Source organism: Sphingomonas sp. ID0503 (assembly GCF_048565625.1).
GTDB lineage: Bacteria > Pseudomonadota > Alphaproteobacteria > Sphingomonadales > Sphingomonadaceae > JBLZUR01.
The window spans coordinates 328,046-340,280 of the sequence record NZ_JBLZUR010000002.1 but is presented as its reverse complement, the minus strand read 5'-3'; the positions used below and the strand labels follow the sequence as shown (position 1 = coordinate 340,280).

The window sequence follows — 12,235 nt, the reverse complement described above, 5'->3', positions numbered from 1 at the left end:
CACCGCTTGCAACGGAGTGTTCGTTGACGCGCATCCTGCCCTTTGGACCTGAAGCCGTTGCCGAGGCCGCTGCGCTGATCCTTGGTGGTCAGCCGGTCGCGTTGCCGACGGAGACGGTGTACGGCCTCGCTGCCGACGCAACGGATGCCGAGGCGGTCGCGCGGATCTATGCGGCGAAGGGGCGGCCATCGTTCAATCCGCTGATCGTGCATGTGCCGGAGCTGGAGGCGGCGCGGCGGATCGCGTCATTCGATGCGCGAGCCGAGGCTCTCGCGGCGACATTCTGGCCGGGGCCGCTGACGCTGGTGCTGCCGGCCCGCGCCGACAACGGCATCGCGCGGATCGCCTCGGCCAACCTGCCGACGGTCGCCATCCGTGTGCCGGTGCATCCCGCCATCCAGGCCATCCTCAAGGCGGCGGGCCGGCCCCTCGCGGCACCCTCGGCCAATGCCAGCGGGCGGATCAGCCCGACGCGGGCCGAGCATGTGCGGGAGAGCCTGGACGGGCGCATCCCGCTGATCGTCGATGCCGGTCCGACCGGCGCCGGCGTCGAGTCGACGATCCTGGCAGTGCGGGACGCAGGCGTGTTCCTGCTGCGTCCGGGTCCGGTGACGGAGGAAGACGTCCTCCGACGGACCGGAGTGACAATCGCGACGGCGAAGGAGACGGGTGTTTCTGCGCCCGGCCAACTCGCCAGCCATTATGCGCCGCGCAAGCCGGTGCGCCTGGATGCAGAGGAAGCGCGTCCCGGCGAGTGGCTGATCGGCTTCGGCGCCGTGGCCGGCGACGAGTCGTTGAGCCCGGCGGGCGATCCGGTCGAGGCTGCGGCGCGGCTGTTCGACGCGCTTCACCGCGCCGATGCCGCGCCGGGCGACGCCATTGCCGTGGCACCCGTTCCGGAGGATGGTCTGGGGCTGGCGATCAACGATCGGCTGCGGCGCGCGGCTGTGCGCTAAGGCGGGATTGAACGGGAGAAGCGAAGGTGTATTATACGAACAATACACGGAGGAACGATCCGATGCGCCTTGCCCTCCTGCTCGCCCCCGTCCTCCTGCTCGGCGCCTGCGACAAGCTGGATGCCACGAAGATGGTCCGGGATACCGGGCCCGACATCACCCAGACCTTTCCCGCCACCGGCTTCAACGGTGTCGAGCTACGCGGGCCGGAGAGCGTGACGGTAAAGACCGGCCCGGCCTTCTCGGTCACCGCCAAGGGGCCGCGCCGCGCGGTCGAGGGTATCGACATCCAGGTGCAGGGCGGGCTGCTGCGTGTCGGCCGCAAGGAAGGGCGGATGAGCTATAGCGGCCGGGGTGCGGAGATCACCGTCACCATGCCCGCGATCGCGACGGCGCTGATCTCCGGCCCCGGCAGCCTCGACATCGACAAGGTGCGGGGCGACAGCTTCGCACTGGCGCTGACCGGTGCGGGGAGCGCCGAGGTCGGCGAGGTGGCGGTCCGAACGGCCGAGATGTCGATCACCGGGGCGGGCAGCGTCGAGGCGGCGGGATCGGCCCAGACCACGACTTTGATGCTGAAGGGGGTCGGCAGCTTCGACCTCGACAAGTTCACCACCCGCGACCTAAAGGTCAGCCTGAGGGGCACCGGCAGCATCGACGTGCGCGCGACCGGTACTGCCACGGGCGAGGCAGCGGGCGTCGGCAGCGTCTCGGTCGCGGGTGGCGCAAAGTGTTCGATCGCCCGGCGCGGGATGGGCAGCGTCGAATGCACATAACAAGGGACCGGCCATCGCTGGCCGGTCCCTCTCGTTTTCACGCTATGTCAGCCTTTGCTGGCGTAGCGCTGTCTTAGCAGTCGCGGTCGATCGCGCGGCCGGCGACTGCGCCGACGCCGGCGCCGACGATGGTGCCGAGGGTGCGGTCACCGTTGCGGCCCGCGACCTCGTTGCCGAGCAGACCGCCGGCGATCGCGCCGATTACGGTGCCGCCATTGCCCTTGTCGCGGCAGTAGCCACGGCCACGCGATCCGCGATAACCCCGATCCCGGTAATAGCCACGGTCGCCACGATAATGGCGGTCGCCGCGATAATAGCCGCGATGACGATCGCGATACGCGATCTCGCTGTAGCCGCCGCCGCTATAGCCGTTGTAGCCACCATAATAGGGCTGCGCCTCGGCCGCGACGGGGACCGCAGTGGCGGCGGCGAGAGTGGCGAGAACTCCGATCGTGAAACGCTTGAACATGGTCCGTCTCCTGCGTCTGTGTACTTCAATCCCTGCCGGATCCGGTCCGTTCCGCCATTTTGCGGCGGGCCGGCGTCTTCTCCGTCGGCTGCCCTTATGAAGCGATTCGCGTAAGTCCGGCCTGAACGCGCCTGTTATCGAGCGTTCAGGCCAGATGGAGCGCAGACACGAAAAAGCCCGGCCCCCGCACAGGGACCGGGCTTTTTCGATCAGGCCTGCTCGGCCGAATTAGGCCGCTGCAGCGACCTTCTTCGCGACTTCGCGCTTCAGGCGGCGCGCGCGGAGCGACAGGTCGCTCTCGGAAGTCTTCAGCAGCCAATTGTCGAGACCGCCATTATGCTCGACCGAACGGAGGCCGTGGGTCGAAACGCGCAGCCGCACGCTCTTGCCCAGCGAATCGGACATCAACGTCACGTTCTGCAGGTTCGGCAGGAACGTGCGCTTGGTCTTGTTGTTCGCGTGGGAGACGTTGTGACCAACCTGGCGACCCTTGCCGGTCAGTTCGCAGATGCGCGCCATCGTTCTAATTCCTGAATACGGTTGCCCGGAAAGGCCGCGCCCATACCGGCTGCCTGCCGGTCCGTCAACTCCGCAACCGTTTCGGCGAAGCGGCGTTGACCTGATGATACTGCCAAGGAAACCCCGCCCATGCGCGCCATTGTGGCCATTCTCGCCATCATCGTCCTGATCGTGATCGTCGGGTTCTTCACCGGCTTCATCGGGGCGAAGCAGACGCAGGAAGGCGCGTTGCCGAGCGTCTCCGTTCAGGGAGGGCAATTGCCGAAGTTCGACGTCGATACCGCGAACGTCTCGGTCGGCACCAAGGAGACCACAGTGGAGGTGCCGAAGGTCGGCACCGAGACCAAGACGGTCGATGTCCCCACCATCGCCGTGAAGAAGCCGGAGTGAGCGCGATGGTGGCTGCAACTCCGGGACAGGTTGTTGGCGCGGTGCTGCTGCCGCCACTCGGCGTCTATCTTAAGCGCGGGCTCGGGCGCGACTTCTGGATCGCGACCGGACTGACGATCGTGGCGTTCCTGCCGGGCGTTGTGTTCGCGCTGTGGAGCGTTCTTAGACCCTAGTGACACAACGCCGTTCGCGCTGAGCCTGTCGAAGCGCCAGCGCGACCGCTAGCACCAGCACTTCGACAAGCTCAGTGCGAACGGTCGGGGTTGCCTGTGAAAGGCGCGTCGTTGCCTGTAAGTGGCGGCGGTGTCCTTTCCACTGCCTTCCCCGATGCGGCTCGCTCTAGATCTCGCCCGCGCCGCTGCGGAGGCGGGCGAAGTCCCGGTCGGTGCTGTGATGACACTGGACGGCACCGTAGTCGCCACCTCCGCCAACGCGATGCGTGCCGCCTTCGACCCGACCGCCCATGCCGAGATGCTGGCGATCCGCCGCGCCGCCGACGCGTTGCAACGGTCGCGCCTCGACGGATGCGACCTGTGGGTGACGCTGGAGCCTTGTGCGATGTGCGCCGGGGCGATCGCGATGGCCCGGATCGCGCGGGTCTATTACGCCGCGCCGGATCCAAAAGGCGGGGCGGTGGACCACGGCCCACGCCTGTTCACGCAACCGACATGCCACCATCGGCCGGAGGTGATCGCGGGGCTAGGCGAGGGCGAGGCCGCGGCGATGCTGCGGCGGTTCTTCGCGGAGCGGCGGTAGCGGCACTCTCATCCTCCCCCGCCAGGGGGAGGTGGCGCCGTAGGCGACGGAGGGGGAGGGCGGCGGCGTCCCTAAATACTTGAGGCAGCCGCTGTCCTCCCCCTTCGTCACGCTGCGCGTGACACCTCCCCCTCGCGGGGGGGATGAGACGGCCTCCTTACCCGTTCGTCGTCGTGGTCACCGGCACGACCTTGATCTCCACGCGGCGGTTGGCCTGCCGGCCCGCCGGCGTGTCGTTGCTGGCGACCGGCTGGCTGGAGCCGAAGCCTTGGGTCCCGATGCGGGCGCGGGCGACGCCCTGACCGGCCAGATAGTTCGCCACCGCATCAGCGCGGTTGCGCGACAGCGGCTGGTTGATCGCGTCGGTGCCGGTCGAATCCGTATGGCCGTACACGTCGATATAGGTCTGGTTGTACTGGGCGAGCGTCGCCGCGACCTGGTTGAGCGTGGACTGGAACGCGGGCGAGATCGCGTAGCTGTTGGTGTCGAATGTGATGCCCGACGGGATGTTGAGCAGCAACTCGTCACCCTTGCGCTCGACCTGGACGCCAGTGCCGGCGGTCTGTTCGCGCAGCTTCTTCTCCTGCCGATCCATATAGTTGCCGACCGCACCGCCCGCGATCGCGCCGATGCCCGCACCGACGATCATCTCGGTCCGCTTGTTGCGGCCGCCGACCAGCGCGCCGGTGCCGGTGCCGAGCGCCGCGCCCGCAAGCGCGCCGATCGCCGTCTTGGAGATCGTCCGCTGGCCGGTGTTCGGATCGGTCGTGCAGGCGGCGGTCGCGACCAGCGAGACAGCCAGAATGCTGCCGGTGAAAACCCTCTTCTTCATATGCGGCTCCTCTGCTTTGGGTGCCTAACCCCCTCGCGAGCGAGCCTGTTCCGCTATTGCCCGTGAACGATTCCTGACGCGGTCGTTGCCGAGTCGTCAGAAAGCGGGCATGAGCGTTGTCGCTCGACCGATGGCCCAGCCCCTTTCCCCATTTCCCTGGACTAACCTCCTGATCATCATCGCCCTGGTGGCGTTGAACGGCGTCTTCGCGATGTCGGAGTTGGCGATCGTCTCCTCGCGCAAGGCGCGGCTGGAGGCGATGGCGAAGACGGGACGGACGGGCGCGAGGGTCGCGCTGCGCCTCGCGGCCGATCCGGGCAAGTTCCTGTCTACGGTGCAGATCGGCATCACCCTGATCGGCATCCTCGCCGGCGCCTATTCGGGGGCGAGCCTGGGGCAGCCGGTGGGCGACCGGCTTGCCCTGCTCGGCGTGCCGGCTGCGAGCGCGGGCGAAGTCGGCTTCGCGATCGTGATCGTCGCCACCACCTATCTCTCGCTGATCATCGGCGAGTTGGTGCCCAAGCAGTTCGCCCTGCGCGCGCCGGAGCCGATCGCGGCTCTCGTCGCCTTGCCGATGCAGTGGATCGCGCGGATTTGCGCGCCGGTGGTGTGGCTGCTCGACCAGACCAGCGCGCTCGTCTTCCGCCTGCTCCGCCTCAACCGCGAATCGGAGGCGCAGGTGACGGCGGAGGAACTGCACCTGATCGTCGCCGAGGCATCGAAATCGGGCGTGATCGAGGAGAGCGAGCGGGCGATCATCTCCGGGGTGGTGCGCCTGGCCGACCGGCCGGTGCGCGAGGTGATGACGCCCCGGACCGAGATCGCCTGGCTGGACGCCGGACTGGACGAGGCCGGCGTGCGCGAGCGCCTGCCGACGCTCGGCCATTCGCGGGTGCCGGTGGGTGAGGGATCGGTAGACGAGGTGATCGGCGTGGTCATCGCGCGGGACATCGTGCTGGCGCTGCTCGCGGGCCAGCCGCTCGACCTGCGCGCGCTGATGCGGCCGGTGGCGGTGCTGCCGGATCAGGTCGATGCGATGGATGCGCTCGACGTCCTGCGCCGCGCCGAGGTGCCGATGGCGCTGATCCGCGACGAATACGGCCATCTGGAAGGCCTCATCACCCCCGCCAACCTATTGGGTGCGATCGCCGGTGCCTTCGCCTCGGACCAGGACGAGGACAGCGATCCGGCGCTGGTTGAGCGGGAGGACGGCAGCTACCTGGTATCCGGCTCGCTCTCGGCCGACGTGCTGGCGGAGACTCTGTCGATCGATCTGGACGAGGACCGCGACTACGCGACAGCGGCGGGATTCGCGCTGTCGGTGCTGAAGCACCTGCCGACCACGGGCGAGCATTTCGACGCGCATGGCTGGCGGTTCGAGATCGCCGACATGGATGGCCGCAAGATCGACAAGCTGCTCGCGACCCGGCGGCAGCGGCGGGAGAGCGACTGAGCCCCGTCGTCATGACCGCGGCGAAGCCGCTATAGTTCACGCGGAGACGCAGAGGCGCGGAGAATGAACAGAGGCGCTACGCGCGCCAGCGACCTCTCCGCGCCTCCGCGCCTCCGCGTGAACCAAAATAAAAAGGGCGACCGTCGCCGGCCGCCCCTTCGATCCCGAACCGGAACCCGCGCTTACTTGGCGTGGGTGCCCGCCGCCTCGCGCAGGATGTCGAGGATCTTGGTCTGTGCCGTCGGCTCGTCAACCTGCTCGGTTGCGGCGAGTTCGCGGGCGAGGCGGCTGCAGGCGGCCTCGAAGATCTGGCGCTCGGAATAGCTCTGCTCGGGCTGGTCCTCGGCACGGAACAGGTCGCGGACCACTTCGGAGATCGACACGAGGTCGCCCGAATTGATCTTTGCCTCATATTCCTGCGCGCGGCGCGACCACATGGTGCGCTTCACCTTGGGCTTGCCCTTCAGGGTCGCAAGCGCCTCGTTCATGGTCATGTTGCTGGCGAGCTTGCGCATGCCCGCCGCCTCGGCCTTCGCGGTCGGGACGGAGAGCGTCATCCGCTCTTTTTCGAAACGAAGGACGTAGAGTTCGAGTTTGGTGCCCGCGATCTCCTTGCTCTGCAGTTCGATCACACGGCCGACGCCGTGCTTGGGATATACGACAAAGTCGCCGACATCGAAGCTCAATGCCTTCGTAGCCATGAATCTTGGACCTTTCCGAGGTGGCGCCGCGGGCGAAACCGGCGGCTACCGAAACGACAATTCACATCAAGCCGGGCGACAGACACCCGCGCGTTGGCCAGCCTTGTAACACAAGCGACGCGCGATTTCCAGAATTTCGACGTGAGACGGTGCGGTTAGGGCCCAGCGTGTAATCAGTCGCCGGTGCCGGGCTCCGGCGAGAAGAACTTCTCGTACTTGCCGGTCACCGCCTTCATCTCGTCGGCATCGGCGGGGGCCTCGCCCTTGCGGGTGATGTTCGGCCATTGCGCGGAGAAGGTGGCGTTCAGCTCCATCCACTGCTCCAGCCCGCCCTCGGTATCGGGCAGGATCGCCTCGGCCGGGCATTCCGGCTCGCACACGCCGCAGTCGATGCACTCCGACGGGTTGATGACGAGCATGTTCTCGCCCTCGTAGAAGCAATCGACCGGACACACCTCGACGCAGTCCATGTACTTGCAACGGATGCAGGCGTCGGTGACGACGTAGGTCATGGGGTTCGGTGTCCGCTTGTACGTAGGGTGCCCGGACATGCGGGCGCGCGCCGCCCTCTAGTCGGCGGAGGCGGCGGTCGTCAACAAACCGGGGCTTGGGTTGGGGATAGTGCAGCAAAACGCCGTTCGCGCTGAGCCTGTCGAAGCGCCAGCACCGACCTGCTCACTGGCGCTTCGACAGGCTCAGCGCGAACGGAGGTGGTTACAGGACCTCGGAATAACATTCCCGCGCCTCGGGTGCCGGACCCCTCCGAGCTGGCAGTGCCTCCACGCGTATTACCCTGACCCGGTCATGCAGCGCAAAGCTCAGCACGTTTCCTGGCCGCACGGCGGCATGGGCCGAGGCCACGGGTCGGCCGTCGATGCGAAGATGCCCGCCCTCCGCGACCAACTGCGCGAGGCTGCGCGTCTTCGTCAGGCGGGCGAACCAGAGGAACTTGTCGATCCGCATCGCGCCTTCAGCCATCGGCGGACATCAACTCCGCCAGGCCCGCAAAGGCGTTGCCGGGCCGTGCCGGGCCACGGGGCGGCGGCGGGGCCTTGGCGCCGCGGAAGCGCCAGCCGGGATTGTCGCCGCGCGTCAGCTCGAACCCGCAAAGCCGCATCAGCCGGGCGAGCGCATCGGGCTTGAGGCCGATCGAGACCGCCAGCGCGGGATCGGCGGTGAACGCGGCGCGCAGGCCGCCAGGCGCCTTGGTGCGCTGGTCATGGAGATCGCGGGCGATACGCTCGGCCATGTCGATGCGGAGCATCTGGTCGCCGAAGCGCCGAAACCCAGCCGCCTCCCAGAGCGGGGCGACGGCGGCTTCGGGCGCAGGGAGCAGCGGCACGCCGAAAGGCGGCAGCGGCGGCATGTCGCGCCCGGCCTGCACCGCCATCAGCGCGATGCGCCAGATCACCGCCTCCGGCTTCAGGAGCGCGGGGTGGAACAGGTCGAGTGTGCCGATGCGGATGCCGAGCTTGCGGAGCAGCGCACGCCCATCGCCGGCGAGGGCGTCTACGGCGGCGGAGAGCGGGCGGCGCGCGGCTACCCCGCCGCCTTCGACTAGGGCGGCAAGGACGGCGCGGGCGGCGGGCGGCGTGGCAGCCTGTGTCGCTGCCTCAGCGATGCGTGCGAGGGGGCCGAGCACGCGATCGACGGTCTCGGCAAGCCAACGCTGCGTGCGGTCGAGGATGCGTTTGCGGTCGGCGGGCTGGAGCGCGTCGACCGCACGATGGGGGATGAGCTGGGGCGCAAGCAGCATCTTGCCGCGCGCCAGACGCACCACGACCTCGCCCTTCCAGGCGATCGCGACCGGCCGGCCGGGATCGAAGGCGAGGGTGAAGGCGACGCCACTGTCGTCCGCCAGAGCCGCCGCCCGGCGAGCTAGTTCCGCTCCTAGCCGACGCTCTGCCGCAGCAAGCAGCATCTTGGCATCGCTGTGCCTGGTTTGCGGCGAGACCTTGAAGCGGAAGCCGTGAAGCGTGCCGATCGCCTCGCCGTCCACCGCAACGACATCGTCCTCGCCGATGGTGACGGGCAGCAGGTCCGCGCCTCGCGCGCCCAGGTCGCGGATCAGCACGGTGGTGCGGCGATCGACGAAGCGCTGAGTGAGGCTCTGGTGGAGCGCATCGGACAGCCGCTCTTCGACCGCGCGCGCGCGCGCCGCCATCTCCTTGGAATCGCTCAGCCAGTCCGGACGTTGCGCGATATAGGCCCAGGTGCGGATGCCGGCGAGGCGCTGCGACAAGGTGTCGACATCGCCGTTCACATTGTCGAGCCGCGCCACCTCCTCGGCGATCCAGCTTTGCGGCAGGTGGCCGCTGCCTTCGCTCAGATGCCGAAACACGCGGCCGACCAGCCGGGCATGGGCGTCCGCGCCGGTCTTCTGGAAATCGGGTAGGCCGCAGGCGTCCCAGAGCCGCCGGACCTGGCGGCGCGCCGGGACCCAGTCCTCCCCGGCCAGCCGCTTCAGCACGGCCAGGTCCACCGCCTCGGGTGCGGGGCGGAGAACGGGGGCATCCGGCCGCCGTTCGAGGCTGGCGATCAGCGCGTCCACGCTCGACAGATCGGGCAGGCCTTCGCGCCAGTAGAGATGCTCGATCTTGGGGAAGCGATGCTCCTCGATCGCCGCGATCTCCTCGGGCGTGAAGCTGCCCTCACCCTCTTCGGCGAGGCTGCCGAAGGTGCCGTCGCGCTGGTGCCGCCCGGCGCGGCCGGCGATCTGCGCCATCTCCGCGACGGTCAGCCGCCGCTGACGTCGGCCGTCGAACTTGCGGAGGCTGGCGAAGGCGACATGCGCCACGTCCATGTTGAGGCCCATGCCGATCGCGTCGGTGGCAACGAGGTAGTCGACCTCGCCCGCCTGGAACATCGCCACCTGCGCGTTGCGGGTACGGGGGCTGAGCGCGCCCATCACCACCGCCGCGCCGCCGCGCATCCGGCGCAGCATCTCGGCGACGGCGTAGACCTCCTCCGCCGAGAAGGCGACGATGGCGGAGCGGGGCGGTAGACGGCTGAGCTTCTTGGCACCCGCATAGGAGAGCGTCGAGAAACGCGGGCGGCTGATGACCTCGGCATCGGGCAGGAGCGCGCGGATCATGGGGCGCAGGGACTCGGAACCGAGGATCATCGTCTCCTCGCGCCCTCGTGCGCGCAACAGCCGGTCTGTGAAGACATGGCCGCGCTCGGGATCGGTGCCGAGCTGCGCCTCGTCCAGCGCAACGAAGGCGCAGTCGCGCTCCATCGGCATCGCCTCGACCGTGGAAAGGAAGTAGCGCGCCTCGGCCGGCAGGATCTTCTCCTCACCGGTGACGAGCGCCACCGATCGCTCTCCCTTCAGCTTGACGACCCGGTCGTAGACCTCGCGGGCGAGGAGCCGCAGCGGGAAGCCGATCATGCCGCTGGAATGGCCGCACATCCGCTCGACCGCGAGATGGGTCTTGCCGGTGTTGGTCGGCCCAAGCACCGCGGTCACGCCGGAGTTTGAAGCGGCCATGATGATTAGATCGGACGCGGGGTTGGGAAAGGCAAGCGGTTACACCAGCTGTCAACGGGCCGCTCCCCCAAGCCGTTCGCCCTGAGCATGTCGAGGGGCCGATAATGTCGGTGAGTTGGCGCTTCGACCGGCTCAGCGCGCGCGGCTGAGGAGGATGAATGTGAGCGTGAGGGGCGAACTCCTTGAAGTTTCGTCGCTTCTGCTCGCCTCGTGAGTCTTTCTGCACGGCTCGTCGCAAGCGCGAAGATGGTGAATTGCCGTTAAATTGACTTTAGGACCTTGGCGGCACAATCCTCCCGCCAGCCGCGATGACAGCGGTCTGGAGGATTTCCGCGAGCGGGGGCCTGGGTTTGTACCAGCAGAATAACGTGCAGTTCGGGTCCGGGGCGGCGGCCGCCACCCTCAGCCTCGAAACGGCGATCGGCCCGATCTTCGGCCGGCCGACGCTGCGCCCTGCGACGCCGCCCCGCCATGCATGGAACCCGGACCTTACCGTCGATCTCGGCGTCCGCATCGGTTCGCTAGAATGGTGGCGGGGGCTTGCCACCTGCACCGCGCTCTGCGCCTCGGCTTGGGCGCTGGGACCGACCTTCCATCCGCTGACCGACGTTGCGCCGATCACCTATGGTTCGGCGGAGCGCGACGAATTGGCGGCGACATCGATCGCGCCGCTGGGTCTTGGCGCCGATATCGGGCGCCATGCTGCCGGCAACGCACTGGTCGAGCCGCTGGCGGAAACGCCGGAACGGCCGCAGGTCGAGATGTCCGCAACCCTGGGCCTCGGCGACGGGTTCGCCCGGGTGCTGGAGCGCAACGGGGTGAGCAGTGACGAGGCTGCGCAGGTGGCGAAGATGGTCACCGCCGCCGTGCCTTTGTCCGACATCAAATCGGGTACCAAACTCGACATCACGCTCGGCAGACGTCCGAACAAGAAGGTGGCGCGCCCGCTCGACACCCTCGCCTTCCGCGCGAAGTTCGAGCTGTCGCTGGCGGTGGAGCGGGTGAACGGGGTGCTGCGCCTGCGCCGCATCCCGATCGCCGTGGATAACACGCCGCTTCGCGTTCAAGGACGCGTCGGCTCCGGCCTCTACATCGCGGCGCGCAATGCCGGTGCGCCGGCGCGTGCGGTCGAGGCCTATATCAAGGCGATCGGCAGCCGCCTCAGCATCGGCCGTGATGTGCGCGCCGACGATCGCTTCGACCTGATCGTGACGCAGCGCCGCGCCGCCACGGGCGAGGTTGAAACGGGCAACCTGGTCTTCGCCGGTCTCAATCAGGGATCGAAGAAGATCCAGATGGTTCGCTGGGAGCAGGATGGGCGGACGCAGTGGTTCGAGGCCTCGGGCGTCGGCGAGACGCGGGGCCAGATGCGCGCACCGGTGGTCGGGCGGCTGACCTCCAGCTTCGGCCTGCGCCGCCATCCGCTGCTCGGCTTTTCCCGGATGCACAAGGGCGTCGACTATGGTGCGCCGAGTGGTGCTCCGATCGTGGCGGCGACCGATGGCGTCGTGGCGTTCTCCGGCTGGCATGGCGGGCACGGCAACTATGTCCGGCTAAGTCATGCCGGCGGGCTGGCGACCGGCTACGGCCATATGAGTCGCATCGTCGCCCGCGCGGGCCAGCGGGTGCGGATGGGGCAGTTGATCGGCTACGTCGGTTCGACCGGCCTATCGACCGGACCGCATCTGCATTACGAGCTCTACAAGAACGGCGCGGCAATCAACCCGACGTCGGTGAAGTTCACCACACGGGCGCAACTGGCCGGGGCGGAACTGGCGAAGTTCCGGTCGACGCTGGCGCGGCTGCTGTCCACGCGGGTGGGCGGGAGCGCGCCGGTGAAGACAGCGGATGCGAAGGTGGAGCCCGAGGCTAAGAAGAAGGGCTGATCAGCCC

General features: G+C 68.2%; 14 protein-coding genes. 7 read left to right on the top strand and 7 right to left on the bottom strand.

Annotated features, from left to right (window positions below; genetic code table 11):
• Positions 1-23: 23 nt before the first annotated feature.
• Complete coding sequence (locus ACM608_RS02675; RefSeq protein WP_419681644.1) at positions 24-956, top strand: L-threonylcarbamoyladenylate synthase; 933 nt, start codon at positions 24-26, stop codon at positions 954-956.
• Positions 957-1,018: 62 nt separating this feature from the next.
• Positions 1,019-1,732, top strand: a complete 714-nt coding sequence (locus ACM608_RS02670; RefSeq protein ID WP_419681642.1) for a head GIN domain-containing protein — start codon at positions 1,019-1,021, stop codon at positions 1,730-1,732.
• A gap of 73 nt (positions 1,733-1,805) precedes the next feature.
• Here ACM608_RS02670 and ACM608_RS02665 read toward each other — a convergent pair whose 3' ends face one another.
• Both ACM608_RS02665 and rpmB read right to left on the bottom strand, forming a co-directional pair.
• Positions 1,806-2,201 carry a glycine zipper 2TM domain-containing protein gene (locus tag ACM608_RS02665; RefSeq protein WP_419681640.1) on the bottom strand — a complete coding sequence of 132 codons (396 nt, stop codon included), beginning with the start codon at positions 2,199-2,201 and terminating at the stop codon, positions 1,806-1,808.
• 228 nt (positions 2,202-2,429) lie between these two features.
• Positions 2,430-2,720, bottom strand: coding sequence for a 50S ribosomal protein L28 (gene rpmB, locus ACM608_RS02660; protein WP_419681638.1), 291 nt, complete (start codon positions 2,718-2,720; stop codon positions 2,430-2,432).
• Between the two features lie 129 nt (positions 2,721-2,849).
• On the opposite strand from rpmB, the gene ACM608_RS02655 reads away from it, so the two are divergent.
• The 3 genes from ACM608_RS02655 (at position 2,850) to ACM608_RS02645 (ending at position 3,866) form a co-directional block, all read left to right on the top strand.
• Positions 2,850-3,110 carry a hypothetical protein gene (locus ACM608_RS02655; RefSeq protein ID WP_419681636.1) on the top strand — a complete coding sequence of 87 codons (261 nt, stop codon included), beginning with the start codon at positions 2,850-2,852 and terminating at the stop codon, positions 3,108-3,110.
• 8 nt (positions 3,111-3,118) lie between these two features.
• Complete coding sequence (locus tag ACM608_RS02650; RefSeq protein ID WP_419681635.1) at positions 3,119-3,283, top strand: YqaE/Pmp3 family membrane protein; 165 nt, start codon at positions 3,119-3,121, stop codon at positions 3,281-3,283.
• 154 nt (positions 3,284-3,437) lie between these two features.
• Positions 3,438-3,866, top strand: coding sequence for a nucleoside deaminase (locus ACM608_RS02645; RefSeq protein WP_419681633.1), 429 nt, complete (start codon positions 3,438-3,440; stop codon positions 3,864-3,866).
• Between the two features lie 157 nt (positions 3,867-4,023).
• On the opposite strand, the gene ACM608_RS02640 is transcribed toward ACM608_RS02645, so the two are convergent.
• Positions 4,024-4,698: an OmpA family protein gene (locus tag ACM608_RS02640; protein WP_419681631.1), complete on the bottom strand. Its 675-nt coding sequence runs from the start codon at positions 4,696-4,698 to the stop codon at positions 4,024-4,026.
• A gap of 130 nt (positions 4,699-4,828) precedes the next feature.
• On the opposite strand from ACM608_RS02640, the gene ACM608_RS02635 reads away from it, so the two are divergent.
• A complete protein-coding gene (locus ACM608_RS02635) occupies positions 4,829-6,151 on the top strand; it encodes a hemolysin family protein (protein WP_419681629.1) in 1,323 nt (440 codons plus the stop codon).
• Between the two features lie 182 nt (positions 6,152-6,333).
• Here the strand turns inward: ACM608_RS02635 and ACM608_RS02630 are convergent, their stop codons facing one another.
• From ACM608_RS02630 to ACM608_RS02615, 4 genes are all read right to left on the bottom strand, one after another.
• The gene (locus ACM608_RS02630) at positions 6,334-6,852 is read right to left on the bottom strand and encodes a CarD family transcriptional regulator (RefSeq protein WP_419681627.1); all 519 of its coding nucleotides are present in this window, start codon (positions 6,850-6,852) and stop codon (positions 6,334-6,336) included.
• A gap of 173 nt (positions 6,853-7,025) precedes the next feature.
• Positions 7,026-7,364: a ferredoxin FdxA gene (gene fdxA, locus ACM608_RS02625; RefSeq protein ID WP_419681625.1), complete on the bottom strand. Its 339-nt coding sequence runs from the start codon at positions 7,362-7,364 to the stop codon at positions 7,026-7,028.
• A gap of 202 nt (positions 7,365-7,566) precedes the next feature.
• Complete coding sequence (locus tag ACM608_RS02620; RefSeq protein ID WP_419681624.1) at positions 7,567-7,830, bottom strand: RNA-binding S4 domain-containing protein; 264 nt, start codon at positions 7,828-7,830, stop codon at positions 7,567-7,569.
• Positions 7,823-10,342 (bottom strand): helicase-related protein, encoded by a 2,520-nt coding sequence (locus ACM608_RS02615; RefSeq protein ID WP_419681622.1) that lies wholly within the window; start codon positions 10,340-10,342, stop codon positions 7,823-7,825. Before ACM608_RS02615 ends, ACM608_RS02620 begins: the two co-directional genes overlap by 8 nt.
• A gap of 308 nt (positions 10,343-10,650) precedes the next feature.
• Here ACM608_RS02615 and ACM608_RS02610 point away from each other — a divergent pair, with 308 nt between their 5' ends.
• A complete protein-coding gene (locus ACM608_RS02610; protein ID WP_419681620.1) occupies positions 10,651-12,228 on the top strand; it encodes a M23 family metallopeptidase in 1,578 nt (525 codons plus the stop codon).
• Positions 12,229-12,235: the final 7 nt, after the last annotated feature.